The organism is Silanimonas lenta DSM 16282 (genome assembly GCF_000429065.1).
GTDB lineage: Bacteria > Pseudomonadota > Gammaproteobacteria > Xanthomonadales > Xanthomonadaceae > Silanimonas > Silanimonas lenta.
This window is the reverse complement of record NZ_AUBD01000008.1, coordinates 68990-94170: the sequence shown is the minus strand read 5'-3', so window position 1 is coordinate 94170 and position 25181 is coordinate 68990. Positions and strand designations below refer to the sequence as shown.

Annotated in this window: 23 protein-coding genes; 16 read left to right on the top strand and 7 right to left on the bottom strand. The window is 70.9% G+C overall.

The window, feature by feature from the left end; all coding sequences use genetic code 11:
• Positions 1–71 precede the first annotated feature (71 nt).
• From G408_RS0104530 to G408_RS0104510, 5 genes are all read left to right on the top strand, one after another.
• The gene (locus tag G408_RS0104530; RefSeq protein ID WP_051282623.1) at positions 72–1439 is read left to right on the top strand and encodes an N-acetylmuramoyl-L-alanine amidase; all 1368 of its coding nucleotides are present in this window, start codon (positions 72–74) and stop codon (positions 1437–1439) included.
• Between the two features lie 56 nt (positions 1440–1495).
• Positions 1496–3319: a DNA mismatch repair endonuclease MutL gene (gene mutL / locus G408_RS0104525; protein ID WP_028770126.1), complete on the top strand. Its 1824-nt coding sequence runs from the start codon at positions 1496–1498 to the stop codon at positions 3317–3319.
• 9 nt (positions 3320–3328) lie between these two features.
• On the top strand, positions 3329–4294 hold the full coding sequence (locus tag G408_RS13165; protein ID WP_084628065.1) for a DUF1684 domain-containing protein: 966 nt from the start codon (positions 3329–3331) through the stop codon (positions 4292–4294).
• Between the two features lie 142 nt (positions 4295–4436).
• Entirely contained in the window at positions 4437–5231 is a 795-nt protein-coding gene (locus tag G408_RS0104515; RefSeq protein ID WP_169719204.1) for a TraB/GumN family protein, read from the top strand.
• Positions 5232–5386: 155 nt separating this feature from the next.
• Complete coding sequence (locus G408_RS0104510; protein WP_028770124.1) at positions 5387–6151, top strand: hypothetical protein; 765 nt, start codon at positions 5387–5389, stop codon at positions 6149–6151.
• Here the strand turns inward: G408_RS0104510 and rsxB are convergent.
• The 4 genes from rsxB to G408_RS0104490 all read right to left on the bottom strand — a co-directional run bounded on the left by rsxB (position 6127) and on the right by G408_RS0104490 (position 12717).
• Positions 6127–6684 carry an electron transport complex subunit RsxB gene (rsxB, locus tag G408_RS13160; RefSeq protein WP_211226647.1) on the bottom strand — a complete coding sequence of 186 codons (558 nt, stop codon included), beginning with the start codon at positions 6682–6684 and terminating at the stop codon, positions 6127–6129. The two genes, G408_RS0104510 and rsxB, sit on opposite strands and share 25 nt — an antisense overlap.
• Positions 6684–7262 (bottom strand): electron transport complex subunit RsxA, encoded by a 579-nt coding sequence (gene rsxA, locus G408_RS0104500; RefSeq protein ID WP_028770123.1) that lies wholly within the window; start codon positions 7260–7262, stop codon positions 6684–6686. The genes rsxB and rsxA overlap by 1 nt, the downstream gene beginning before the upstream one ends.
• Positions 7263–7290: 28 nt before the next feature.
• A complete protein-coding gene (gene metG / locus G408_RS0104495) occupies positions 7291–9399 on the bottom strand; it encodes a methionine--tRNA ligase (RefSeq protein WP_051282621.1) in 2109 nt (702 codons plus the stop codon).
• 183 nt (positions 9400–9582) lie between these two features.
• Positions 9583–12717 carry a TonB-dependent receptor domain-containing protein gene (locus G408_RS0104490; RefSeq protein WP_037412261.1) on the bottom strand — a complete coding sequence of 1045 codons (3135 nt, stop codon included), beginning with the start codon at positions 12715–12717 and terminating at the stop codon, positions 9583–9585.
• A gap of 168 nt (positions 12718–12885) precedes the next feature.
• On the opposite strand from G408_RS0104490, the gene apbC reads away from it, so the two are divergent.
• Together apbC and dcd are read left to right on the top strand one after the other, a co-directional pair.
• On the top strand, positions 12886–13974 hold the full coding sequence (gene apbC, locus G408_RS0104485) for an iron-sulfur cluster carrier protein ApbC (protein WP_028770120.1): 1089 nt from the start codon (positions 12886–12888) through the stop codon (positions 13972–13974).
• A 58-nt stretch (positions 13975–14032) separates the two neighbouring features.
• Entirely contained in the window at positions 14033–14602 is a 570-nt protein-coding gene (gene dcd, locus G408_RS0104480; RefSeq protein ID WP_028770119.1) for a dCTP deaminase, read from the top strand.
• Positions 14603–14615: 13 nt separating this feature from the next.
• On the opposite strand, the gene G408_RS13155 is transcribed toward dcd, so the two are convergent.
• Genes G408_RS13155 through G408_RS0104465 form a run of 3 tightly spaced genes read right to left on the bottom strand, consistent with a single transcriptional unit; the run spans position 14616 to position 17570 of the window.
• Positions 14616–16433, bottom strand: a complete 1818-nt coding sequence (locus G408_RS13155) for a DUF4153 domain-containing protein (protein ID WP_051282620.1) — start codon at positions 16431–16433, stop codon at positions 14616–14618.
• A 14-nt stretch (positions 16434–16447) separates the two neighbouring features.
• Positions 16448–16891, bottom strand: a complete 444-nt coding sequence (locus G408_RS13150; RefSeq protein WP_051282619.1) for an HIT domain-containing protein — start codon at positions 16889–16891, stop codon at positions 16448–16450.
• Between the two features lie 7 nt (positions 16892–16898).
• Complete coding sequence (locus G408_RS0104465) at positions 16899–17570, bottom strand: dienelactone hydrolase family protein (RefSeq protein WP_028770118.1); 672 nt, start codon at positions 17568–17570, stop codon at positions 16899–16901.
• Between the two features lie 92 nt (positions 17571–17662).
• On the opposite strand from G408_RS0104465, the gene rimO reads away from it, so the two are divergent.
• From rimO to mshL, 9 genes are all read left to right on the top strand, one after another.
• Positions 17663–19042, top strand: a complete 1380-nt coding sequence (gene rimO / locus G408_RS13145; protein WP_051282618.1) for a 30S ribosomal protein S12 methylthiotransferase RimO — start codon at positions 17663–17665, stop codon at positions 19040–19042.
• A gap of 56 nt (positions 19043–19098) precedes the next feature.
• Positions 19099–19629: a hypothetical protein gene (locus tag G408_RS0104455; RefSeq protein WP_028770117.1), complete on the top strand. Its 531-nt coding sequence runs from the start codon at positions 19099–19101 to the stop codon at positions 19627–19629.
• Positions 19630–19636: 7 nt separating this feature from the next.
• Entirely contained in the window at positions 19637–20503 is an 867-nt protein-coding gene (locus G408_RS0104450) for a pirin family protein (protein WP_051282617.1), read from the top strand.
• 5 nt (positions 20504–20508) lie between these two features.
• Complete coding sequence (locus G408_RS0104445) at positions 20509–20775, top strand: hypothetical protein (protein WP_028770115.1); 267 nt, start codon at positions 20509–20511, stop codon at positions 20773–20775.
• A 115-nt stretch (positions 20776–20890) separates the two neighbouring features.
• Positions 20891–21814: a type IV pilus biogenesis protein PilM gene (locus G408_RS0104440; protein ID WP_028770114.1), complete on the top strand. Its 924-nt coding sequence runs from the start codon at positions 20891–20893 to the stop codon at positions 21812–21814.
• Positions 21811–22458: a hypothetical protein gene (locus tag G408_RS15395; RefSeq protein ID WP_028770113.1), complete on the top strand. Its 648-nt coding sequence runs from the start codon at positions 21811–21813 to the stop codon at positions 22456–22458. Before G408_RS0104440 ends, G408_RS15395 begins: the two co-directional genes overlap by 4 nt.
• Entirely contained in the window at positions 22455–23168 is a 714-nt protein-coding gene (gene gspM / locus G408_RS15390; RefSeq protein ID WP_028770112.1) for a type II secretion system protein GspM, read from the top strand. The genes G408_RS15395 and gspM overlap by 4 nt, the downstream gene beginning before the upstream one ends.
• Positions 23161–23517: a hypothetical protein gene (locus G408_RS0104425; protein ID WP_156890049.1), complete on the top strand. Its 357-nt coding sequence runs from the start codon at positions 23161–23163 to the stop codon at positions 23515–23517. The genes gspM and G408_RS0104425 overlap by 8 nt, the downstream gene beginning before the upstream one ends.
• The gene (gene mshL, locus G408_RS13140; RefSeq protein WP_051282616.1) at positions 23517–25181 is read left to right on the top strand and encodes a pilus (MSHA type) biogenesis protein MshL; all 1665 of its coding nucleotides are present in this window, start codon (positions 23517–23519) and stop codon (positions 25179–25181) included. Before G408_RS0104425 ends, mshL begins: the two co-directional genes overlap by 1 nt.

The following is a 25181-nucleotide window of genomic DNA, read 5'->3' as shown; positions in this document are numbered from 1 at the left end:
AGTCCCGCAGGCCCCGGATTCCAAAGGAAAAAGTGCTTGCAAAGCGCGATTTCCGGTGCTTGAATCGCGCCATGTCGCGCGCCGCGTCGCTCAACTGGACCCGTTGGCTGCATCTCGCCGTGCTTCTGGCGGGGCTGGCCTATGCCGCGTTCGGCCAGGCCGCCACCACCCTGGGCCAGGTGCGTCTGAGCGCCAGCGACGAGGCGACGCGGGCCGAACTGCAGCTCGACGCCGCGCCCGGGCCCTTCAAGGTCTTCAGCCTCGGCAATCCCGACCGGCTGGTGCTCGACCTGCCCGCGGCCCGGCTTGCCGAGGGCTTCCGCCCGCCGGCTCCCAATGGCCGGGTGATCGGCGTTCGCACCGGGTACCCGGAGCCGGGCACCCTGCGCGTGGTCTTCGATCTCGGCGGGGCGGTGAAGCCGCGCGCCCGGGTGGAGGGCGCAGGCCGCGAGACCCGGCTGGTGCTGGAACTGTTCCGTGACGAGGGCGCCCTGGTGGCCGCGGCCCCGGTACTGGCCGCCCCCGCGGCGGCGGCCCCGGCCGGTGTTCCGGCGGCCCTGCAGGGCGAGCGCAAGCTGGTGATCGCCATCGATGCCGGCCACGGCGGCCGCGACCCGGGAGCGATCGGCAGCCGTGGCACCTACGAGAAGACCGTGACCCTGCAGGTGGCACGGGCGCTGGCCGAGGAGGTGGACCGCCATCCCGGCATGCGCGCGGTGCTGATCCGCGACAGCGACGTGTTCATCCCGCTCGGCGAGCGCTACCGCAAGGCTCGCGAGGCCCAGGCCGACCTGTTCATCTCGGTGCATGCCGATGCCGCGCACAACCGCGCCGCCAACGGCGCCTCCGTGTTCGTGCTCTCCACCCGCGGGGCCTCCAGCGAGGCGGCCCGTTTCCTCGCCGACCGCGAGAACAACTCCGATCTCGTCGGCGGTGTGAGCCTCGACGACAAGGACCGCAACCTCGCCGCGGTGCTGCTCGACCTCTCGCAGAGCGCCACGCTGCGCGTTTCCGACGAGGCGGCGAACCAGGTGCTCGAGGCCCTGCGCAGTGTGGGCAAGACCCGCAAGCCGCAGGTCGAGCGCGCCAACTTCTGGGTGCTGCGCTCGCCCGACGTGCCCTCGATGCTGATCGAGACCGGCTTCATCACCAATGCTGAGGACGAGCGCAGGCTCAACGATCCGGCCTTCCGCCGCCGCCTGGCGCAGGCCATCACCCGCGGGGTTGCCGACTACTTTGGCAACCAGCCGCCGCCCGGCACCTGGTTCGCCGCCAATCCGCAGCGTGGCCCGCGCCAGCACGTGGTGGCGCGCGGCGAGACCCTGGGCCTGATCGCCTCGCGGCATGGCGTCTCGGTGCACCAGCTGCGGCAGGCCAACGACAAGCGCGACGACGTGGTGCGCGTCGGCGAGCGCCTGCGCATCCCGGCGCCCGAGTAAATCCCGTCCCGCCGCCGGCACCAGTATCATCGGGGGCCGTTCCCCGTGGTGCCCGCATGCCGATCCGCCTACTTCCCGAGGTGCTCATCAACCAGATCGCCGCGGGCGAGGTGGTGGAGCGGCCGGCCTCCGTGGTGAAGGAACTGGTCGAGAACGCGCTGGATGCGGGGGCGCGCCGCATCGACATCGAACTGGAGGAAGGCGGCGCGCGGCTGGTGCGCATCCGCGACGATGGCATCGGCATCGCCGCCGAGGAACTGCCGGTGGCGGTCTCGCGCCATGCCACCAGCAAGATCGCCAGCCTCGAGGATCTCGAGGCCGTCGCCACCCTGGGCTTCCGCGGCGAGGCCCTGCCCTCGATTGCCTCGGTGAGCCGTTTCAGCCTCACCTCGCGCACTGCCGCGCAGGCCCACGGGGCCCGCCTCGAGGTGGAGGGCGGGCGGGTGGGCGAGGTGGTGCCGCACCCACATCCGGTCGGCACCACGGTCGAGGTGCGGGACCTGTTCTTCAACGTGCCGGCGCGGCGGCGCTTCCTCAAGGCCGAGCGCACCGAGCTCGGCCATGTCGAGGACTGGCTGCGCCAGCTCGCGCTCGCCCGGCCGGACATCGAGCTTCGCCTCGGCCACAACGGCCGCCTGCTGCGCCATTACCGGCCGAGCGGCGGCGATGCGCCGAAGCGCCTTGCCGAAGCCCTGGGGCCGGAGTTCCATGCCCGCGCGCTGGGCATCGACCAGGCGCAGGCCGGACTGCGCCTGCACGGCTGGATCGGCCTGCCCACCGCCTCGCGCGCCAGCGCCGACCAGCAGTTCTTCTTCGTCAACGGCCGCGCGGTGCGTGACCGGGTGGTGGCGCATGCGGTGCGCCAGGCCTATGCCGACGTGCTCTACCACGGCCGGCATCCGAGCTTCGTGCTGTTCCTCGAGCTCGACCCGCGGCGGGTGGACGTGAACGTGCACCCGGCCAAGCACGAGGTGCGCTTCCGCGACGGGCGGCTGGTGCATGACTTCCTGTTCCGCACCCTGCACGAGGCCCTGGCCCAGGCCCGCCCCGGCGCCGGCGAGGTGGCGCCGCCCCAGGCGCCGCAGGGCCCGCTGCCGAGCCCGGTGGCCGGCCTGCCGGCCTGGCGCGGCGAGCAGCCCCGGCTTGGCCTGACGGTGGCCGAGGCGGTGCCGGCCTACCGGCAGCTCTACGGCAGCGCCGGGGCCAGTGCCGCCGCGGCCCTGTCGCCGGCTGCCCCGGAAGGCCAGCCGCCCGCGCTCGCGGCAGCGGAGGATGGCGTGCCGGCCGAGGCCGACCTGCCGCCGCTCGGCTTTGCGCTGGCCCAGCTGCACGGTGTCTATGTGCTGGCACAGAACCGCGAGGGCCTGGTGCTGGTGGACATGCACGCCGCCCATGAGCGCATCACTTACGAGGCGATGAAGGCGGCCTTCGCCGCCCGGGATCTGCGCGCCCAGCCCCTGCTGGTGCCCCTGGCGCTGGCGGTGGGCGAGGCCGAGGCCGATACCGCCGAAGAGCACGCGGGCCTGCTTGCCAGCCTGGGTTTCGAGCTGCAGCGCACCGGGCCGCAGTCGCTGTCCCTGCGCAGCGTGCCGGCCCTGCTTGCCGATCTCGACCCGCGGCCGCTGCTGCTCGATGCGCTCGCCGAGCTGCGCGAACATGGCCGCACCCGCCGGGTGGAGGAGGCAGTGCATGCCCTGATGGCAGGCTGGGCCTGCCGCAGTTCGGTGCGCGCCAACCGGCGCCTCACCGTGCCGGAGATGAATGCCCTGCTGCGCGACATGGAGGCCACCGAGCGGGCCGCCCAGTGCAACCATGGGCGCCCGACTTTCGTACAGTTGCCGCTGGCGGAACTCGACCGCCTGTTCCTCCGCGGCCGTTAGGAGTAGCCGATGCGTTTCCCCCTGCTTGCCACCGTGATCGCCACCGGGGTCGTGCTGGGCGCCTGTTCCGATGGCGGGCCGACCGAGGCCGAGCGGCAGGCCGAGGCCACCCGCGAGCGGGCCGCCGCTGCCGCGGCAGCGGTGCACCGGCGCAGCGTGCTGGAGTGGCGCGAGGCACGGCTGGCGCGGCTCCAGGCCCCCGATGGCTGGCTCTCCCTAGTGGGCCTGCACTGGCTGAAGCGTGGCAACAGCTATGTCGGCAGCGGGGCCACCAAGGGCATCCGCCTCGCCGTCGGCCCGGAGGAACTCGGCCTGATCAGTGTCGGCCGCGATGGCACCGTGCGCTTCCGCGCCACCGCACCCGGCGTCACCATCGATGGGCAGCCGGCTGGCAGCGCCACCCATGTGCTGAGAAGCGATGCCGGTGGTGCCACCCCTACCGTGGTGGGCTTCAACCAGGGAGATGCCAGCTTCATCCTGATCCAGCGCGGCGACCGCCTCGGCCTGCGCGTGCGCGATGCCCTGGCCCCCACCCGCACCCGGTTCCCCGGGCTCGACTATTTCGAGATCGACCCCGCCTTCCGCTTCGATGCCCGCTTCGAGCCGCATCCCGAGGGCCAGACCATCGGCATCGTCAATGTGCTGGGCATCGAGGAGCCGATGAAGAACCCCGGGGCGGTGGTGTTCGAGAAGGACGGCCGCGAGTACCGCCTCGAGGCGGTGGACGAGGGCGATGGCCGGCTGTTCCTCATCTTTGCCGACCGCACCAGCGGGCACGAGACCTATCCGGCGGCGCGCTTCCTCTATGCCGACCCGCCGAATGCGAAGGGCCGCACCGTGGTCGATTTCAACCGCGCCTACAACCCGCCCTGCGCCTTCACGGAATACTCCACCTGCCCCCTGCCGCCGCCCTCGAACCGCCTCGACCTGCGGGTGGAGGCAGGCGAGAAAAAGCCGCTGCCGCTGATCGAGTGAGCGTGGTTCCGGGATGGCCAGGCGAATGCAGGGCGGGAGATGCCGGGCACCCGGAAGCCTGCTTCTCCTTTTCGTCCTGTGGCTGTCCGCGGTCCTGCCGGCCTCCGCCGCCGGCACGCCACCGACGCCGCTGCTATGGCGGGTGAGCGACGCGGACAACCACGTCTACCTGCTCGGCACCTTCCACTTCCTCACCCCCGGTGACTACCCGCTCGATGCGCGGGTGTATGCCGCCCTCGACCAGGCGGATCTGGTGCTGCTGGAACTGCCCCCGGAGACGCTGGAGGACCCGCATCTGGCCCGGCGGCTGGAGCGCGCGGGCACGCTGCGCCCGGAAGCGCGCAGCCTGCGGCAGCGGTTGGATGCGCCGAGCTGGGAGAGCGCTTTGGCCCTGGCCCGTGGCGCGGGCATCGAGCCCGCCCGCTTCGAGCGCATGGAGCCCTGGTACGCCGCCATGGTGCTGACCCTGGCCGAGATGGCGAAGGCCGGGCTCGATCCCGATCTTGGCATGGATCGCCACCTCGCCCGCGAGGCGGTGAGGCGCGGCAAGCAGGTACGAGGCCTCGAGACGTTGGAGGACCAGATCGACCTGTTCCGCGGCATGAAGCCTTCTGTGCAGCTCGCCCATCTGCGTGACGTGGTGGCCCGGGCGCACGAACTGCGCGCCGAGGTGGCCTGGCTGCACGCGCAGTGGCGGCAGGGTGACGAGGACGCGCTCTACTGGGGCATGGCAGCGGCGATGCGGGCCCGCGACCCGGCTTTCTACGCCCGCATCAACACCCAGCGCAACGCTGCTTGGGTCTCGCGCATCAAGTCGATCCTCGATGGCCCGGAGGCCGAGGATGCGCTGGTGGCGGTAGGCGCCCTGCACCTCGTGGGCGCGGAAGGCCTGGTGCAGCAACTGGCCGCAGCCGGCTACCGGGTGGAGCGGCTCTAGTCACCTGTCCGCAGTTCGTATTTTGCTGACGATTGGCGGGGATGGCGCGTATACGATCCGTCCGCGCCGCAGCGGATCGACACCCACGGCGCCCCATCCACCTCAGACAGGGACTTCCCCCGATGCGAAAGACGCGGACCGCACTCCTCCTCTCCATGCTGCTGGGCTTCGGCGCCTTCGCCACGGCCACCCTCGCCGATGCGCCCTTGACCAACGCCGACGTCCTGAAGATGGTCGAGGCCAAGCTGCCCGAGAGCACCATCGTCCTCGCGATCCGCGGCTCCGAGGCCAGGTTCGATGTCGCGCCCGATGCCCTGATCTCGCTCTCGCGCGCCGGCGTTCCCGCGGCGGTCGTCGATGCGATGATCCAGAAGTCGCAGGGGGCGTCGGGCACCGCAGCCGCGGCGGGCGGCGATTGGAACCCGGAGGAGATCGTCCTGCGGGAGGACGGCAAGGAAACGGTGATGCGCTACATGCCAGCCACCTTCCGGACCGCGGCACGCGGGATGGGATTCGGCGGTGTGGGAATGTACGCGGTGCTCAACGGGGCCGCGGCGAACCTCCGCCTCAGCAGCAACCGGCCCACGTTCATCATCGCGGTCCCGGGCAATGCCCAGCCCGAGAGCTACCTCACCCTGGCGAACTTCGCAGTCCGCCGGAACAATACCCGCGAGGTCAGCGTCGGAGGGGGTTACATGAGCTACTCGACGGGGATCGCCCGCGACCGCATCGTCCCCACCGAAGGCAAGCCGCTCGCCGACCAGTCGCGTGCGCCCAAGGGCTACGTGCTGTTCGAGATCAGCCCGAAGTCGCCGCTGCCGCCGGGCGAGTACGCGCTGATCACCTACAACAGCCAGGTGAAGACCCTCGGGTTCTTCGCCTCCGGCACCGACAGCTACTTCGACTTCGGCGTCGACTGAGACCCTTCGATGCCCCCCCGCCGCCAGCGCAGGTCCGCGGGCGGCGGGGCGGGCAGGAGCTCGATGCAGTCCACCGGGCAGGGCGGCAGGCAGAGCTCGCAGCCGGTGCACAGGTCCTCGACCACCACGTGCAGGTATTTCGGGGCGCCGATGATGGCGTCCACCGGGCAGGCGGCGATGCACTTGAAGCAGCCGATGCACTCGGCCTCGCGGATGCGCGCCACCTGCGCTGGCTTTTCCGCCCCGTGCTCCGCCGAGAGCGGCTTCGGCTCGCGGCCCAGCAGGCCGGCGAGGGCGCGGATGCCGGCCTCGCCCCCGGGCGGGCACTGGTTGATGTCGGCCTCGCCGCGGGCGATGGCCTCGGCATAGGGCCGGCAGCCGGGGTAGCCGCACTGGCCGCACTGGGTTTGTGGCAGCAGGGCGTCGATCTCTTCGACCAGCGGGTCGCGCTCCACCCGCAAGCGCCGCGCCGCCCAGCCAAGCCCGAGGCCGATCAGGGCCGCCAGCACCACCAGCGCCGCGAGGGCCAGCATCAGCGTCCCATGCCGGTGAAGCCGGCGAACGCGAGCGCCATCAGCGCCGCGGCAGCGAGCGCCACCGGCGCGCCGCGGAAGGCCGCGGGCACGTCGGCGGCCTCCAGCCGCTCGCGCAGGGCGGCGAACAGCACCAGCACCAGGCCGAAGCCCAGCGCCGCGCCGAAGCCGAACAGCACCGATTCCAGCAGCGAATGCCGCGACTGCACGTTGAGCAGGGCCACCCCGAGCACCGCGCAGTTGGTGGTGATGAGCGGCAGGTAGAGGCCGAGCACGCGGTACAGGCGCGGGCTCTGGCGGTGCAGCAGCAGCTCGGTGAACTGCACGGTGGCCGCGATCACCAGGATGAAGGCCGGGGTGCGCAGCTCGCCGATGCCGAGCGGTTCGAGCAGCCAGCGCTGGATCGCCCATGACAGGCCGGCCGCCAGCGTCAGCACGAAGCTGGTGGCGAGTGCCATGCCGAGCGCGGCATCCAGCTGCCGCGACACGCCCATGAAGGGGCAGAGGCCGAGGAACTTCACCAGCACGAAGTTGTTGACCAGCACCGCGCCCACGAGCAGCAGCAGGAGCTCGGTCATGGCCTGGGTCCCGGCCTTCGCCGGCGCTTCAGCGCACCGGCATGCCGGGCAGGGCGCCCGGGTCGACGTCGAGCAGGCAAAGCGGCCCGCCGTCGAAGCCGGCGGAGAGGATCATCCCCTCGGAAAGGCCGAAGCGCATCTTGCGCGGGGCGAGGTTGGCGATGAACACCACATGGCGGCCCACGAGTGTCTCGGGTTCGCCATAGCTCGCGCGGATGCCGGAGAAGATCTGCCGCTCGCCGAGTTCACCGGCATCCAGCCGGAACCGCAGCAGCTTGTCCGAGCCTTCGACGGCACTGCACTCCAGCACCTTGCCGATGCGCAGGTCGAGCTTGGCGAAATCCTCGATGCCGACGTAGGCCGGTGCGGCCGCCGCGGCTTTGGCGCCGACCGCCTCGCTGGCGGCGGCCGGTGCCGCCGGCGCAGCCGCCGGGGCGGCGGTGGACGGGGCGAGGGACTCCTTGGAAGCGTCGATCATGGCGTCGATCCGGGACTGTTCGATGCGGGTGAGCAGGGGTTCGAAGGGGCGGATGTGGCGGTCCAGCAGGGGCGTGGCGGCATCGCCCCAGCCCGTCACCGGGGCGCAGAGGAAGCCTTCGGCCCGGGCGCAGAGGGCAGGCAGCACCGGCTTCAGGCCGATGGCGAGCAGGCGGAACAGGTTCAGACCCTGGGTGCAGACTCGCTGCAGCTCGGCCTCGCGACCGGCTTCCCTGGCGATCACCCAGGGCTTCTTCTCGTCGATGTAGCGGTTCGCCTCGTCGGCCAGCGCCATCACCGCGCGCATCGCGGCGGCGGCATCGTCGGCGAGGTAGTGGTCGCGCACGGTCTCCAGCGTGGCGACGAAGCGGTCGACCATCGAAGGATCGTCGAGCCCGGCGGCCAGCCGGCCACCGAAGCGCTTCTCGATGAAGCCGGCGCAGCGGCTGGCGATGTTGACGAACTTGCCCACGAGGTCGGCGTTCACCCGCGCCATGAAGTCGGCGAGGTTGAGATCGAGGTCGGTGACCCCGCCCGAGCTCTTGATGGCGTAGTAGTAGCGCAGGGCCTCGGGCGGTAGGCCAGCCTCGAGATAGGTGCGGGCCTGGATGAAGGTGCCGCGCGACTTGCTCATCTTGTCGCCGTTCACCGTGAGGTAGCCGTTCACGTGCAGGCGGGTAGGTGGGCGGTGGCCGGAGCCGTGCAGCACCGCCGGCCAGAACAGGCCGTGGAAGTTGACGATGTCCTTGCCGAGGAAGTGGTGCAGTTCGGTCTCGCCCCGGGTGTTGCGGGCGGCGTCGAGGAAGGCGCCGAAATCGAGGCCCTTCGCCTCGCACAGCGCCTTGAAGCTCGACAGATAGCCGATCGGCGCATCGAGCCAGACGTAGAAGTACTTGCCCGGCGCGCCGGGAATCTCGAAGCCGAAGTAGGGGGCGTCGCGGGAGATGTCCCAGGCGCGCAGGCCCGCCTCCACCCATTCCATCAGCTTGGCCTTCACCCCGGGGTGGGCCACCTCGCCCGCCAGCCAGTCGCGCAGGAAGCCCTCGAAGCGGCCGAGCTCGAAGAAATGGTGCTCGCTTTCCCGCAGCTCCGGCGTGGCGCCAGAGACCACCGAGCGCGGATGCTTCAGCTCGGCGGGCGAATAGGTGGCGCCACAGGCCTCGCAGTTGTCGCCGTACTGGTCGGCGGCCCCGCACTTCGGGCACTCGCCCTTGATGTAGCGGTCGGGCAGGAACATCGCCCGCACCGGGTCGTAGAGCTGCTGGATCGGCCGGGTGGCGATGTGGCCGCCGGCCTTCAGCGCGGCGTAGACCGCTTCCGTCAGCGCCCGGTTGCCGGCGCTGTTGGTCGAATCGTAATGGTCGAAGCCGACGAAGAAGTCGGCGAAGTCGCGCTCGTGCTGGGCCTGCACCCCGGCCACGAAGGCCTCCGGCGTGGTGCCGGCCTTCTCGGCGGCGAGCATGATCGGCGTGCCATGGGTGTCGTCGGCGCAGACGAAATGCGTGGTGCCGCCGGCCATGCGCCGGGCACGCACCCAGATGTCGGCCTGGATGTAACCCACGAGATGGCCGAGGTGGATCTGCCCGTTGGCATAGGGCAGGGCGGTGGTCACGAGGGCGGGCGCCAGCGGGGCCGGCGCGGGAGAGGGGCTGGGAGTCATCGGCGTTGCGGCAGGGTCAGGCCGCGATTATCGCAGATGGCGGGCGGGCGGCGGCCTTGCGTAGGAAGCTGGCGTCCGCTCGCCGGAGAGCCCCGGCAGGGCAGAGCGAGGGGCTCCGGGATGGGCTGCAAAAACGAAGCCCGGCGCGGGGCCGGGCTTCGTGGCTGGAGGAAGGAACGTGGATCAGAACTTGTACACGGCCGAGAGGGTGTAGCGGCGGCCGAGGATGTCGTAGGTGCCGATGCCACCCAGCGGGAACGGCGGCTCGACATCGGTGAAGTTCGTCACCGCAAAACGCACGCGCAGGCGCTTGTCGAGGAAGTTCACATAGGCGCCCGCATCGTACGACTTGTAGCTGTCGTACACCAGGATGTCCTGCAGTTCCGGCGAGATGTTGTTGCCGGCGTTGACCGGGCCCTGGTAGTTGCCCTGCACGCTCATGCCCCAGCGGTCATGATCGTAGGCCACGCCGAACTGGTACTCGCGCAGCGGGGTGCCGACGAGGCCATTGCTGTTCGTGTTTACGACGTTGTTGATCGAGCTGTCGACCGCGACGCGGCGGAAGGCGGTGCCGGTGAAGCTGATCGTGCCGCCCGGGCCGAAGCCCCAGTCGGCGAGGTCCTTCACATAGCTGATCTCGCCGCTGAAGCCGCGGAAGTTGAGGTAGCCGCCGTTCACGAAGCCGGTCTGGACGAAGGTCACCTGGCCGTTGGCATCGCGGCGGATGCGCGAGCAGAAGGTGTTGCCATTCGCCGGATCGGCGGTGTTGAAGTTCGTGTTGTCGTAGCAGCCCGTTGCAATGTCGGCGGTGCCGAGGTTGCCGATCACGTTGGTGATCTCGACCTTGTAGTAGTCGACGGCGAGGCGCAGGCCCTGGACCCAGCGCGGCTGGAGCACGATGCCGTACGTCCAGGCATCCGAACTCTCGTTCAGGAGATTGGCATCACCCTGGCTGGTGATCGGGATCGTCGCCGTCACCGCATTGGAGAGGAAGGTGTTGCCATTGATGCCGAGCGACTGGAAGAGCGCATTGCAGTTCGCCTGGCGCACGGCCGGGCGCGTGCCGCTGGCCTGGTTCGGCGCATGGCAGGGGTCGGGGAAGGCCGAGAATGCACTGGAGACCGGGGTGAAGAGCTCGACCAGGGACGGGGCGCGCAGCGAGCGGGTGAAATTGCCGCGGAACTCGATGTCCTCGACCGGACGGTACTGCAGGCCGTAGGTGTAGGCATTGAAGCCACCGTTCACCGTGTTGTCCACGCGGCGGAACTTGCCGGTGAAGTCGAGGCGGTTCAGCATCGGCAGGCCGGCATTGCTGTCGACGAAGGGAGCGAAGAACTCGACGAAGGCTTCCTTGGTGGCGAAGCTGCCGGTCAGCGGCAGGATGGCCACGCTGCGGCCACGGCCGGCGCGCTGGAAGGCATCCGGCTGGAAGTCGGCGCGCTCGATGCGGCGCTCGATGCCGGCATTGGCGCTGAAGGCGCCGCCCCACATGTCGAAGAGCGCGCCGCCGATGTTGGCGTTGAACACCTCCTGCTCCTGCGCGGCGCGTGCCACCAGGTCGACCGTCACGTAGTCGCGGGCGGCCTGGCCCGGGGCGCCCTCACCGAAGAGGTTGAGCGGGACGCAGTTCGGGTCGGCCACCGGGGTGGTGATGCCACCCGGGATGATCAGGCCCGGGGTCGGCGTGGTCGAGCAGACCACGCGGCCGTTGACCACGGCCACGTTGAGGGCGTTGACGAAGCGCTGCTGGTCGATCTGCCGGCTGTAGTACTCGGAGGAGTTGCGACCGTAGGTGTAGCTGGCTTCCCAGCGGAAGTCGCGATCGCCGATCGCGATATTGCCGTCGGCGCCGAACACGGCGCGGCGGGTGATCACGCCGCTCGAGGCATTGTTCTCCACGAGGTCGCGGTGGGCGCGGCTCAGGCGGAAGCTGGTGATGCCATTGGCCGCCAGTACGTCTCGGGCCTGCTGGTTGAGCAGCGGATAGTCGCTGCGGAAGGTGATGGGGCCAGACAGGCCGGTGAAGGTGATCGAGTTCCAGTTGTACTGGTCGACCAGTTCGAGCGAGTCGGCGGTGTACTGGAAGCCCTCGAAGAACAGACGGGTGTTCTCCGTCAGGTTCATTGAGCTCATCAGGTTGACCGTACGGCGGTCGAGATCGGAGAGCAGCTGCACGCTCTCCGCGAGATTGAGGCCATCACCACCCGAGGCGCTCTGGGTGCCGAAGTTGATGCCGGGGTTGTAGGCCACCAGATTGCCGTTCGGAGCGAACTGGAAATAGGTGGTCTGGCTGGCGCCAAAACCGCGCAGACGGCCATCCGGCAGGTTGAAGGCGCCGGTGGCCGGCAGGATGATGCCGCCGAAGGTCATCTGGAAGATGCGGCGGTCGCGGATCAGGACGTTGTTCGGGATGCCGTCCGAGGCCGCGGTCGGGGTGCAGGTCTGGAAGGGAATGTTCGGGTTCACGCGGCCATCGTTCGCCGGCGTGCGGTTCGGCTGCGTGGTGGTAATGCTGCTCGGCCCGGTGGTGCAGGGGTTGGGGGCGAACAGGTAGGCATTGGCGATGCGCGGGCGCGAGATGCCGAGCACGCCATCCGAGGTGTCGTAGGTGGCCGACAGGGTGATGTTGCCGAAGCCGTTGCCGAAGTTCTGGCCGAAAATGGCCGAGAGGCTCTTGCGCTGGTTGTCGTCGCGATCGGTGATGCCATAAGTGGCCGAGACCTCGGCACCCTCATAGTCACGGCGGGTGATCACGTTGACCACGCCAGCGATGGCGTCGGAGCCGTAGGTCGGGGCGCCGCCGATGGCGATGTTCTCGATGCGCTCGACGAGCTGGGCAGGGATGGCATTCAGGTCGACCTGCACGCCGGGGGCGGCAGGACCGAAGATGGTGCCGGGGTTCGAGGTCACCACGCGGCGGCCGTTGATCAGACTCAGTGTGCGGTTGGTGCCGAGGCCGAGGCGGTTGACGAAGTTCACGCCCACGCCGAAGGTGGACTGGCCGCCTTCCGGGGTGACACCAGTACCGAAGCCGGGGATCTCATTGAGCGCATCGGCAATGTTCGTGATGCCGCGCTGCTCGATCTTTTCCCGCGTCACGACGGTGGCGGGCTCCAGGGTGTCGAAGCCGGCGCGGAAGATGCGCGAACCGGTGACCTGGACCGCTTCGATCTGCGTGACGCGTTCCTCTTCCTTCTTTTTTTCTTCGTCCGTGGTCTCGGACTGTGCGAGGACGGGCATGGCGACCAGCAACGCCAGGCCGGCAAGGGTGGCCTGCGTCAGCGCCGAGCGCTTCAGGTGAGGTGTGGTGTTGCGCATCGTGGTGGAACTCCCCAGGTTCGGTGTGGATCGGCATCGGCCGCTCAGCAGACGACTGAACGCAGCCTTAGCTCGAGATTAACAGATATGTAATGCGGCTGTGCAAGCACCCTCCCCCAGAGCGGCTATCGTTCGCCCCCTCATCGTCTCCCTCCTGCCTGACGCCTGATGTCCGCCCCGACCCCCGACGCGCTCCGTGCCGCCCTGCTGGCTCTCCACGACCCCCACCTCGACGCCCCGCTGGCGGAGGAGGTCGTCCGCTCGGTCGCCATCGATGAGGGCCGGGCGATGGCCGTACTGCGGCTGCCGTATGCCGCCGCCTCATGGCATGCCGAGCTGGCGGCCCGGGCGGAGGCCGCCCTGCGGGCCGTGCCCGGGGTGGTGTCGGCGCAGGTCGAGGTCGAGCAGCGGGTGCTCGCGCACCGGGTGCAGGAGGGGCTGGCCCCGCTGCCGGGGGTGAAGAACCTGATTGCCGTGGCCTCGGGCAAGGGCGGGGTGGGGAAGTCCACCACCGCGGTGAACCTGGCCCTCGGCCTCGCGGCCGAGGGGGCGCGGGTGGGGGTGCTGGACGCCGACATCCATGGCCCCTCCATCCCGATGATGCTGGGCCTTGCCGGCAAGCCGGAGAGCCCGGACGGGCAGGCCATCCTGCCGAAGCAGGCCCATGGCCTGCAGGCGATGTCGATCGGGCTCTTCCTCGGCGAGGACCAGCCGGCCATCTGGCGCGGGCCGATGGCCACCCAGTACCTGCAGCAGCTGCTCGCCAGCACGCGCTGGGACGAGCTCGACTACCTCGTGGTGGACCTGCCGCCGGGCACCGGCGACATCCAGCTCACCCTCTCGCAGCGGGTGCCGGTCTCGGGCGCGGTGATCGTCACCACGCCGCAGGACATCGCCCTGCTGGACGCCAAGAAGGCGCTCAAGATGTTCGAGAAGGTGGCGGTGCCGGTGCTCGGCATCGTCGAGAACATGGCCCTGCACCGGTGCTCGCACTGCGGGCATGTCGAGCATGTGTTCGGCCAGGGCGGCGGGCAGGCCATGGCCGAGCGCTACGGCGTGCCGCTGCTCGGCTCGCTGCCGCTCGACATCCGCATCCGCGAGCAGGCCGATGGCGGCGCCCCCACCGTGGTGGCCGAGCCGGGCGGGGCACTGGCCGCCGACTACCGGCGGATCGCCCGGCGGGTGGCGGCCCGGCTCTCGCGCCAGGCCCGGAACAAGCAGATCGCCTTCCCCTCGATCGTGGTGCAGGACAGCTGAGCCCCGGCAGGCCCCGGGCTTCGCGTTAAGATCCTCGCCCCCGACACGCAGGCCGCGCATGAGCATCAAGAGCGACAAGTGGATCCGCCGGATGGCGGAAACCCAAGGGATGATCGAGCCCTTCGAGCCGGGGCAGGTCAAGCACGCGGCCGACGGTCACCGCATCGTCAGCTACGGCACCTCGAGCTACGGCTACGACGTGCGCTGCGCCCGCGAGTTCAAGATCTTCACCAACATCAACTCGACCATCGTCGATCCCAAGGCCTTCGATCCCTCGAGCTTCGTCGACGTCGAATCCGATGTCTGCATCATCCCGCCCAACAGCTTCGCGCTGGCGCGCACGGTGGAGTACTTCCGCATCCCGCGCGACGTGCTGGTGGTCTGCCTCGGCAAGAGCACCTATGCGCGCTGCGGCATCATCGTGAACGTGACGCCGCTGGAGCCGGAGTGGGAGGGCCACGTGACCCTCGAGTTCAGCAACACCACCCCGCTGCCGGCCAAGATCTATGCCGGCGAGGGCGTGGCGCAGATGCTGTTCTTCCAGTCCGACGAGGTCTGCGACGTGAGCTACAAGGACCGCGGCGGCAAGTACCAGGGGCAGACCGGGGTAACGCTGCCGAAGACCTGAGACGCCCGGCGATTCACGGTTTCCCGGTCGGGGGCGGCGACGGCGAATCCACGACCTCGATCTGCACGCGGCGCTCCGCGTCGCTGCCAAACGTGAGGTCGTCGAATACCGGGGGCAGGGGGCGGATGCGGCCCTGCCTCACCACGTCCAGTTCGGCCTCCGACGGCCCCCAGTGCCTGACGCTGCCGCGCAGCGCCCAGCCGGCCGCGGTCTCGCCGAACAGGGCGCACTCGACCATGAGGGCCTGGGGCGAGCAGAGCAGCAGTTCCTCGCGGCCATCATGGTCGAGGTCCAGCCACTGTGCCGGACAGGTGGAGACGGTTGCAGGGCAGGCACCGGGGCTTTCGAGGAGGTGTTTCGCTGCCACGGCGAGCAGTGCGGCCGGGACGGGCGGCTGGCCTTCCGGCAGGCGCAGGCGTTTCGCGAGGGCCCCGGACGATTCCGGGTCCTGCCGCTGCGGGGCCATCTTCGGGTACTCGGCCGGCCGGTCCAGGACCTCCGCAAGGGCGCGGGTGAAGTCGGCCGATGCGCCGTCGAGTGTCCCGATCCGCTCGAGTGCCTCGGCGCCGCGGCGCCCGCTGCGGAAGCGCAGGTACTCGAGGCGGCTCACCGTTTCGCTGCTGACCGGCGCCTCGCCGGCTGCCGCCGCGACCCGGGCGGCCTGGCTGGCCGCCGCGAGGCGGTGCGGATCGAGCACGGGCGAGTTCGCGAGCAGCCCCAGCCCGACCAGGGCGAGGGACACGGCGATGTTCACCCGGGGCAGCCGGGCCATCCAGGCGCCGCCGGGGCGGACCACTGTCCAGGCATAGCCCAGGGCGTAGGCGAGGAGCAGCAGCACGGCGATCAGGGCCCAGAAGCGGTCGGTGGTCCAGCCATGCTCGCCGATGCGCACCAGCACGGCACGCAGGGCAATGGCCGCGAACAGCGGCAGCGCCACGATCGCGGCATCGACCAGCCAGCGCAGCGGGCGCGGATAGGGTGGGGCACGCCCGGTCTGGACCACGGCATTCAGGAGCAGCACCAGGGCGGCGACGAGGGCGCCCAGGGTGGAGGCGGTGCTGGTGGCGCGCTCGAGCGGGGCGAGGCCGGTGAAGGGCAGGCTGGCGAGGAAAATCACCGCGATGAAGGCCGCCAGTGGCAGGAAGCCGGTGAAGATGGCGAACAGCACCTGCCGCGCCACCTGCATGGCGCGGTGCTGGGTGCGGGCCACGAGCACGCCCAGCCCGGCGAACAGGCCGGTGACGAGGTAGGCGAAAGGGTCCTGGCCGAACACGGCCTTGAAGAAGCCGATGCCGATGAGCTGGAACAGCTCCTGCCAGAGGAAGAGCAGCAGCCAGCCCACGCAAACCATCACGCCGACCACCTTCAGGGTGAGCGCGTTCTGCCAGGCGTAGGCGAAGAGTTCGGTATACGGCGCGGTGAAGCGCCCGTGGGCGAGCCGTACCTGCAGGTAGGGCGTGGCCACGAAGGCGGTGAGCGCGATCGTGGCGGCGAAGGGGCCGAGCAGGGCATCGGCCGTGGTGCCGGGGGCGCCGGTGACGCTCCAGGCCGCCCAGGCCGCGGTGGCGCCGAAGGCGAGCGCGGCGAGCAGGGCATTGCTCCAGAAGCGGCGGTCGTCGAGACGCTGCAGCGAGAGCTGCATCAGGGTGGGCACCGTGAGCACGAGGGTGAACCACGGAATCCGCCCGTACGGCCCGGAAAGCAGCGGCCAGGCCTGTTCTTCGGCGTACTTGGCGAGGTAGAGCAGCAGGGCCTGCAGCAGGGCGAGCAGGACGATGAAGGTCTTTTCCTTCCGGCCGAGGGCCGGAAGGGTGGGGCGTGTGTCATCCATGGCGGGGGGCGGTGTCAGGGGGCGGGAAGGGCGGCTTCGGGGAAGCCGGACAGCGAACGGGCGAGGCGCGAGGCGAGCTCCGGCGCCGCGCCGCCGTAAGGCCGGCGGGCGCCGCTGCCCCAGACCGGGCCGGGCCAGGCCGCATCGCCGATGCGCCGGCCCACCACGTGCAGGTGCAGCTGCGGCACGAGATTGCCGAGCGCGCCGATGTTGAGCTTGTCCACCGGGGCGAACTGCTCGCGCAGCAGGCTGGCCGCCATGTTGAGCTCGGCCAGCAGCAGGCGCTGCGCGGCGCCGTCGAGATCCACCCATTCCAGCGCGCCGGGCACCCGTGGCACCAGCAGCAGCCAGGGGAAGCGGGCGTCGTCCATCAGCCGGAGCTGGGAGAGCGGGCCATCGGCGATGAACACCGAATCGGCGGCGAGGCGCGGGTCCAGTTCGAACACGGGCAGGGGCATGGCGGTGTCAGCGGAGATGGCGCTGGAAGAAGGCGAGGGTGCGCTGCAGGGCGGCCTGCGCCGAAGGCGCGTGGTAGTCGGCGCGCTGCTCGCAATTGAAGCCGTGGCCGGCCGGCCAGAGCTCGATGTGGGCCTCCGGCAGGTGTTCGCGGTGCAGGGCCACGTGCTCGGGCGGGATGAGCGGGTCGTTCTCGCCGAAATGCAGCAGCAGCGGGGCTTTCGGGCGCTCATGGCCGAGGAAGGGCACGGTGCGGCCGCCGTAGTAGCTCACCGCCGGCAGGCCGAGCCGGCAGTTGGCGAGGAAGGCCACGCTGCCGCCCCAGCAGTAGCCCACCACTCCCACCTTGCCGCTCTCGGTGCTGCCCTCGATCTCGCGGGCGGCGGCCTCCACGTCGCCGAGCACCCGGTCGAAGCCGAGCTCGGCCACCAGCTCGCGGCCCTTTGCCACGCCGGCCTCGTCGTAGTCGAGTTCGATCTGCGGCCCGATGTGGTCGAAGAACGCCGGAGCAATGGCCACGTAGCCGTGGGCGGCGAATCGGTCGACCACGGCGCGGATGTGCGCGTTCACGCCGAAGATCTCCTGCACCACCACGAGGGCGCCGTGCGGAGGAATGGGCGGGTCGGCGCGCCAGGCCGAGATGCGGCCGCTGGGCGTGGAAAGGGAAACCGGATGGCCCATCGGGCGGTTCCTTCGGGGGGATCGGGACGTCCCCGGCTATACTTGCCGCCCGTTCCCAGCCCGCGCAACCGGCCCTGCTGCCGGCGCCCGCCATGCCCCGCAAGAACACGTCGTCACAGAGCCGGAAAGTCGGCTTCGTCAGCCTCGGCTGCCCGAAGGCCCTGGTCGATTCCGAACGCATCCTCACCCAGCTCAAGGTCGAGGGCTACGACATCGTCGGCAGCTACGACAAGGCCGATCTGGTGGTGGTCAATACCTGCGGCTTCATCGAATCGGCGGTGCAAGAATCGCTGGAGGCCATCGGCGAGGCGATGGCGGAGAATGGCAAGGTCATCGTCACCGGTTGCCTTGGCAAGCGCCCGGAGGAGATCCGTGCCGCGCATCCGGGCGTGCTGGCCATCACCGGTCCGCAGGACTACACCAGCGTGATGAGCGCCGTGCACGAGGCCCTGCCGCCGAAGCACGATCCCTTCACCGATCTGCTGCCGGCCCCGCGAAAGCGCAGGAAGGACGACGGCATGATCGAGGGCGTGGGCCTCAAGCTCACGCCGAAGCACTACGCCTATCTCAAGATCTCCGAGGGCTGCAACCACCGCTGCAGCTTCTGCATCATCCCCTCGATGCGCGGCGATCTCGTCTCGCGCCCCGTGGACGAGGTGCTGCGCGAGGCCGAGAAGCTCGCCATGGGCGGGGTGAAGGAACTGCTGGTGATCTCGCAGGACACCAGCGCCTATGGCGTCGATCTCAAGTACGCCCCGCGCGCCTGGCGCGGGCGCGAGTACCAGACCCGCATGACCGACCTCGCCCGCGGCTTGGGCGAGCTCGGCCTCTGGACCCGCCTGCACTACGTGTACCCGTACCCGCACGTCGATGACGTGATCCCGCTGATGGCCGAGGGGAAGCTCCTTCCCTATCTCGACGTGCCGCTGCAGCACGCCAGCCCGCGCGTGCTGAAGGCGATGAAGCGCCCCGCGGCGGCGGAGAAGCAGCTCGAGCGGATCCAGCGCTGGCGCGAGATCTGCCCCGAGCTGACGATCCGCAGCACCTTCATCGTCGGCTTCCCCGGCGAGACCGAGGAGGACTTCGAGCAGCTGCTGGACTTCATCGACGAGGCCGAGCTCGACCGCGTGGGCGCCTTCCCGTACTCGCCGGTCACCGGTGCCAAGGCCAACGAGCTGCCGGATCCGGTGCCCGAGGCGCTGAAGCAGGAGCGCCTCGCCCGCTTCATGGAGCTGCAGGCCGAGATCAGTGCCGGGAAGCTGGAGCGCAAGGTCGGCACCGTGCAGACGGTGCTGGTCGATGCCATCGACGGCGAGCTCGCCATCGGCCGCACCAGGGGGGATGCGCCGGAGATCGACGGCACGGTGCAGATCCAGGACGGCGCGGCGCGGAAGCTGAAGCCGGGGCAGTTCGTCGAGGTCGAGATCATGGGCGCCGACGAGCACGACCTGTTCGGCCTGGTCGCCCGCTGAAGGGCTCGACGCCGCGTGGGGTATCCTCGGGTTTCGTCCCCATGGAGGCCCGTCGCATGAACGACCGTTCCCGCTTCGTCCACTCCCTGTTCAAGACCCCGTTCTCCGCCGGCGTGGTGTCGTTCTGCCTCGGCGTGCTGATCGCCTACGGCGTCGGCCTGTGGCAGCGCTCCTCGGCGCTGAAGGCCCAGGCCGAAGTCCATGCCGCGGCCATCGCGGCCAAGGATGGCGAGGTTGCCGCCGCCCTCGAGCAGACCAAGGAGGCCCGGCGCGAGGCCGCCGCGGCCGATGCCCGGGCCCGGCTGGTGCAGGTGCGGCTCGGCCTGTTCAAGGCCCTCAACGACCTCGACCAGCGCAACTTCGGTGTTGCCTCCGACCGTCTGCGCGAGGCCGCCAGCCATTTCGACGGCATCGACGCCGAGGCCGTCGGCCTCGATCCCGCGGTGCTGTCCGCCCTGCGTGCCGAGATCCAGGGCACCGAGGTGCTGGTGGCCACCGATTTCGAATCGCAGCGCCTGAGGCTCATCGAACTCGCCGCCCGGGTGGAGGCGCAGACCGCCGCCGCCTTCAGTCCCAAGGGAGGCTGAAGCAGCGGTGGCTGGCCGCCTGTCCATCGCCGGTCGGGTGCATGACCTCGGTGGCGGTTTCACTGTGCGCCGGCTTCTCCCCGATGCCCGCTGCCGCTCGGTGGGGCCGGTGGTGTTCATGGACCACATGGGGCCGCATGCCTTCCCGTCCGGGGAGGGCATCGACGTGCGCCCGCACCCGCACATCGGCCTGTCCACCCTGACCTGGCTCTGGGAGGGCGCGCTCACCCACCGCGACAGCCTCGGGGTGGTGCAGGACATCCGTCCCGGCGACGTGAACTGGATGACCGCCGGGCGCGGGATCGTCCACTCCGAGCGCACACCGGCCGCCGAGCGTGCCGCCGGGCACCGCCTCGAGGGCCTGCAAACCTGGCTGGCCCTGCCGGCGGAGGGGGCCGAGTGCGAGCCCGCCTTCCAGCACGTCGCCGCCGCCGACGTGCCGAGGGCCCTGCGTGAGGGAGTGTCGATCGCCGTGGTGGTGGGCGAGAGCTTCGGCCTGCGCTCGCCGGTGGCCACGCCCGTGGACACGCTCTACGCCAGCCTGGCCTTCGCGCCCGGCAGCGCGCTGGTGCTGGGCGGCGAACACGAGGAGCGCGCCGTGTTCGTGCGCGGCGAGGGGCTCTCGGCCGGTGGCGAGCCGCTGGCGGCCGGCCAGCTGCACGTGTTCCCGGGGCGCGAGCCGGTGCGGCTCGAGGCCAGGGCCGCGGTTGCTGCCATGGCCGTGGGCGGTGCCGCCATCGGGCATCGCTTCCTGTGGTGGAACTTCGTCTCCACCTCGCGGGAGCGGATCGAGCAGGCCAGGGCCGACTGGGCCGCGGGCCGTTTCCCGCCGGTGCCCGGCGAGCATGAATCCATTCCCCTGCCGGAGTCCTGAGCCCCGTGCACTGGTTGCGTACCTTCGTCGAATGGGTGCCGTGGTGGCTGTGGGGGCTGCTGGCGCTGGCCACCGTGCCGGCGGCGATGCTCTCGGCGGCCACCGCCCTCGGCGTGGCCTCCGCCTCGGGCACCCACCACCATGCCCTGTCGCCGCGGCAGCGCTGGATGGGGCGCTGGGGCTACCGCGCCGCGCTGGTCGCGGTGCCGGGCAGCATGATGCTCGGCCTGCTGGCCCTCGCCGCCCTAGCCTGGCATCTCCTGGCGCGCTGAAGCGGTCAAAAGCAGTGACGGCGGCCACGCTTCGATTGACCGGCGTGCGCCCCTGTGGAACGCTCCCGGCCCAGATGCGAGGCGCGCGTGGCGCGCGGGGGAAACGCGGTCGTCCATGGCACAGTCCGGTTGGGGAATCTTCCAGAAACGTCGGCGCCCGCTCGGGCGCGCTGCCCTGACCCTCACGGCCGACCAGCTGGCCCTCGTGTTCCGGGCCGAGGCCCGGCGCGAGCCGGTGGCGCTGGAACGCAAGGGCGCCTCGCTGGCCGAGGCCGTGGCCGGAGCCGGAGCCGCCGGCATGGCCTGCGAATGGGTGCTCGAGCCTTCGCAGTACAGCCTGCTGCAGGTCGACAGGCCCGCCGTGCCGCCCGAAGAATGGGCCCAGGCCCTGCGCTGGAAGGTGCGCGATCTCATTCCCTATCCGGTGGACGATGCCGTGATGGATGCCTTCGAGGTGCCGGGGCTCGAGGCCCGGGGGCGGCCGCCCACGCTCTACCTTGCCGTGGCGCAGAAGTCGCAGCTCCGGCCGCGCATCGAGGAGATCGGCGCGGCGGGCCTGCTGCTCTCGCGCATCGGCATCGCCCATCTCGCCTGGGCCGCGGTGGCGCGGCAGCTCGCCTCCGGCGACGAGAGCCAGGCCGTGCTGGTCATCGAGCCCCGGGGCGGCAGCATGCTGGCGATGCAGGAGGGCATCCTGTTCGTGGCCCGGCAGTTCGAGTTCGATGCCGACGACCAGCGCGCCCTGCGTGATCCCGAGGCCGGACGTCGCGAACGCCTGTTCGAGCGCATCGCCCTCGAACTGCAGCGCACCCTCGACTACTTCGACCGCACCCATCAGCGCCCGTCGCCGCGCCGCCTGCTGCTGCTCTGCGGCATCGAGGGCCTGGACGGGCTGGGGACCGCCCTGCGCAGCCTGCTCGGCCTCGAGGTGCAGGAAGGGGCGCCCGAGCAGGCCTGGCCGGAACTGGCCGGGTTGCCGCTGGCCGCCCGTGCCCGGCTGGCCGGCCTGTCGGCCCTGGTGGCGGAGGCAGCGCCATGAGCCTGCGGCAACGCATCGACCTCTACCGCGACGACCTCCGCCCGCGTGAGCCGAATCCGGAGTTCGGTCGCCATCTGCTGCTGATCGGGCTGGCCCTGCTCGTGGCCTTCCTCTGGGGCGCGGTACAGGAATGGCGGGCGATGGCCGCGGGACGGCAGCTCGCGGCGCTGCGGGCGGAGCAGGCCAGCCTGCAGGAACGCATCACCGAGGCCAGCGGGCAGCTCTCGAAGCGCGTGCCCGACCCGGCCCTGAGCGCTGCCCTCGTGGAAGCGCAGCAGGCGCTGGATGGCCGGCACTGGCTGCTTGCGCGACTGGCCGAGGCCGAGGCGGGCGGGGCGCCCCTGAGCCCCCTGCTCGAAGGGCTGGGACGGGGCCGGCCGGCGCCGCTCTGGCTCACCCGCATGCGCGTGGCCGAGGGCGGGCGGGCATTGGGCTTCGGCGGGCGCACGCTGGATCCCGAGGCCGTGCCGGCCTTCCTCGAACGGCTTGCCGCCGAGCCTGCGCTCGCTGGCCGCGAATTCACCCACTTCCTGATGGAGCGGCCGGAGACGGCCGGGGAGCCGATGCGTTTCGACCTGGCCACGGCCTGCGTGGCGCTCGAGGGCGGCTGCGAGGCCGAGGACCGCGCGGGAGGGCGGCCATGAGCCCCGAGGCCTCCCCGCTCCAGCGCCTGCACGACTGGTTCGATGCCCGCCAGCCGCGCGAGCGCCTGCTGGCCAGCGTCACCGTGGGCGTGCTGGGCGTGGCCTTCCTGTTCCTGCTGCTCATCGAGCCGGCCGAAAAGCGCCTGAAGGCCGATCGCAACGAGATCGAGAGTCTGGCGCCCCAGGTGGAGCAGGCCCGTGCCAGCCTGGCCCGGCTGGAGGCAGAACTGGCGGCCGACCCCGAGGCGGCGCGGCGCGCCCAGCTCGCCCGGCTGCAGGCCGAGGCCACCGACCTCGACGGTCGCCTGCGGGCCGACCAGGCACGGGTGATCCCGCCGGCGCGCATGCCGGCGGTGCTGCGCGAACTGCTGGGGCGTGACGCCCGGCTGCGGGTGCTCGGCGTCGAGGTCCTGCCGCCCGAAGTGTTGCGCTGGACCTCGGCGCCGGCTGCGGAGGGCATGCCGGTGGCCGGCGAGGAACGCGCGGCGGCCCCGGCAGTGGCCGGCCTGCCGGCGCTCTACCGCCATCGGGTGGTGCTGCGCTTCGAGGGCGAGTTCGATGCCGTGCTGGCCTACCTGAAGGCGGTCGAGGCCCTGCCGTACCGGCTGGCCCTGGCCGATCTCGCTGTGGAGGCCGAGGCCTGGCCACGGCTCCGGATCCGCCTCGAAGTGGAAACCCTGGGCCTCGAGGAGGGCTGGATCGGTGTCTGAGTCCCGTCGCTTTCGCCCGTCCTGGTCCGGCGGCCTCGTGCTGGGGCTGCTGCTGCCCGCCCTCGCTGCGGCCGTGGTGCCCGATCCCTTCCGCCCGGCCGCCCCGCTCCAGACCGGGCCCGGCCCGTCGCCGGAGCCGGCCGCGCCGGCCCTCGTCCTGCAGTCCACCCTGGTCTCGCCGCAGCAGCGCAGCGCCATCATCAACGGGCGCCGCTACCGCCAGGGCGACCGGGTGGGCGAGGCCCGCCTCGAGGCGATCGGCCCCGGCTGGGTGCGCCTGCGCGGCCCTGAGGGCGCCACCGAGCTGCGACTTTCGTATTCCACCCTGACCCGACCGGTGAACCGCTGATGCTCCGTTTCCTGCCGATTCCCCTGGCCTGCCTCTGCCTGCTGCCGGTCGCTCCGGCGGTATCGGCCCAGGCTCCGGCCGGTCAGGCCGCCACGCCGCCGCCCGCCGTGACCCGCGCCCTCGTGGCACCGCCGCCGCGCGTGGCCTCGCCGCGCTTCAACGTCGACGTGGACGAGGTGCCGGCCCGGGCCTTCTTCATGAGCCTGGTGCAGGACACCACCATCAACATGGTGGTGCACCCGGACGTGGGCGGGAACATCAGCCTCAGCCTGAAGGCCGTCACCGTGCCCGAGGTCCTGGAGGTGGTGCGCGAGGTCTACGGCTACGAGTACGAGGAGCGTGGCAACGGCTACATCGTGCTGCCGGCCAGGCTGCAGTCGCGGGTGTTCGCGGTGGACTACCTGCACCTGCAGCGCATCGGCGAGTCGCGCACCCGGGTGAATGCCGGCGATCTCACCGGTGGCACCGGCCTGCAGAACCAGAACAGCGCGGCGGGCGCCGGTGGCGGCGAGACGGGCGAAGGCGGCGGGCAGTCGCGCAGCGAGGCCTTCACCAGTCGCGTGCGCACCCGCACCGAGACCGACTACTGGGCCGAACTGACCGAGGCCCTGCGCGCCATCGTCGGCGACGGCCCCGGCCGCAGCGTGGTGGTGAGCCCGCAGTCCAGCACCGTGGTGGTGCGCGCGCTGCCCTCCGAGATGCGCGACGTGCAGCGCTACCTCGATGCGGTGCAGGGCGCCGTCACCCGGCAGGTGATCCTCGAGGCCCGCATCCTCGAGGTCTCGCTCAACGACCAGTTCCAGGCCGGCATCAACTGGGCGCAGGTGGTGGAGAGCGGCGCCGGCATCCTCGGCCAGACCGGCGGCGGCTCGATCTTCGGCGGCGATGGCCGCTCCGAGATCGCCGGCAGCAGTGGCATCCTCGATCCGCGCAATCCCTCGCTGCCGGACGGCACCGCCACCTCGGCCTTCGGCGGCGTGTTCACCATCGGCTGGCAGCGCGGCGACTTCAGCGCCTTCGTCGAGCTCCTGAAGCAGCAGGGCGACGTGCGGGTGATGTCCAGCCCGCGCGTCTCGGCCACCAACAACCAGAAGGCGGTCATCAAGGTGGGCAGCGACGAGTTCTTCGTCACCGGCCTTACCGGCAGCCAGAACCAGACCACCGGCAACGTCACCCAGCAGTCCGATCCCTCGCTGGAGCTCACGCCCTTCTTCTCCGGCATCTCGCTCGACGTGACCCCGCAGATCTCCGAGAAGGGCGAGGTGCTGCTGCACGTGCAGCCCACCATCTCGGAAGTGGCGGACCAGACCAAGCTGATCGTGGTGGGAGATCGCGATTACCGCCTGCCGCTGGCGGTGAGCTCGGTGCGCCAGAGCGATTCCGTGGTGCGTGCCCAGAGCGGCCAGCTCATCGTCATCGGCGGCCTCATGCAGGAGGCCCAGGCCCGCCGCTCGGCGCGCACCCCCCTGCTCGGCGACATCCCGGTGCTCGGCAACCTGTTCCGCCAGACCCGCAACACCGGTCGCAAGACCGAGCTGGTGATCCTGCTGCGGCCCACGGTGGTGGAGGGCAGCGAGACCTGGAACCGTGCGGCCATGCCGCGCCTCGAGGCCACGCGCGCGCTCGAGGCCGGTCCGGTGGCCGACGGAGGCGAGACCCCGTAA

Excerpts from the sequence above, each read along its gene's own strand:
- G408_RS0104530 (WP_051282623.1), top strand. The coding sequence starts at position 72 with ATGTCGCGCGCCGCGTCGCTCAACTGGACCCGTTGGCTGCATCTCGCC.
- mutL (WP_028770126.1), top strand. The coding sequence starts at position 1,496 with ATGCCGATCCGCCTACTTCCCGAGGTGCTCATCAACCAGATCGCCGCG.
- G408_RS13165 (WP_084628065.1), top strand. The coding sequence starts at position 3,329 with ATGCGTTTCCCCCTGCTTGCCACCGTGATCGCCACCGGGGTCGTGCTG.
- G408_RS0104510 (WP_028770124.1), top strand. The coding sequence starts at position 5,387 with ATGCTGCTGGGCTTCGGCGCCTTCGCCACGGCCACCCTCGCCGATGCG.
- rsxB (WP_211226647.1), bottom strand. The coding sequence starts at position 6,684 with ATGCTGGCCCTCGCGGCGCTGGTGGTGCTGGCGGCCCTGATCGGCCTC.
- rsxA (WP_028770123.1), bottom strand. The coding sequence starts at position 7,262 with ATGACCGAGCTCCTGCTGCTGCTCGTGGGCGCGGTGCTGGTCAACAAC.
- metG (WP_051282621.1), bottom strand. The coding sequence starts at position 9,399 with ATGACTCCCAGCCCCTCTCCCGCGCCGGCCCCGCTGGCGCCCGCCCTC.
- G408_RS0104490 (WP_037412261.1), bottom strand. The coding sequence starts at position 12,717 with ATGCGCAACACCACACCTCACCTGAAGCGCTCGGCGCTGACGCAGGCC.
- apbC (WP_028770120.1), top strand. The coding sequence starts at position 12,886 with ATGTCCGCCCCGACCCCCGACGCGCTCCGTGCCGCCCTGCTGGCTCTC.
- dcd (WP_028770119.1), top strand. The coding sequence starts at position 14,033 with ATGAGCATCAAGAGCGACAAGTGGATCCGCCGGATGGCGGAAACCCAA.
- G408_RS13155 (WP_051282620.1), bottom strand. The coding sequence starts at position 16,433 with ATGGATGACACACGCCCCACCCTTCCGGCCCTCGGCCGGAAGGAAAAG.
- G408_RS13150 (WP_051282619.1), bottom strand. The coding sequence starts at position 16,891 with ATGCCCCTGCCCGTGTTCGAACTGGACCCGCGCCTCGCCGCCGATTCG.
- G408_RS0104465 (WP_028770118.1), bottom strand. The coding sequence starts at position 17,570 with ATGGGCCATCCGGTTTCCCTTTCCACGCCCAGCGGCCGCATCTCGGCC.
- rimO (WP_051282618.1), top strand. The coding sequence starts at position 17,663 with ATGCCCCGCAAGAACACGTCGTCACAGAGCCGGAAAGTCGGCTTCGTC.
- G408_RS0104455 (WP_028770117.1), top strand. The coding sequence starts at position 19,099 with ATGAACGACCGTTCCCGCTTCGTCCACTCCCTGTTCAAGACCCCGTTC.
- G408_RS0104440 (WP_028770114.1), top strand. The coding sequence starts at position 20,891 with ATGGCACAGTCCGGTTGGGGAATCTTCCAGAAACGTCGGCGCCCGCTC.
- G408_RS15395 (WP_028770113.1), top strand. The coding sequence starts at position 21,811 with ATGAGCCTGCGGCAACGCATCGACCTCTACCGCGACGACCTCCGCCCG.
- gspM (WP_028770112.1), top strand. The coding sequence starts at position 22,455 with ATGAGCCCCGAGGCCTCCCCGCTCCAGCGCCTGCACGACTGGTTCGAT.
- mshL (WP_051282616.1), top strand. The coding sequence starts at position 23,517 with ATGCTCCGTTTCCTGCCGATTCCCCTGGCCTGCCTCTGCCTGCTGCCG.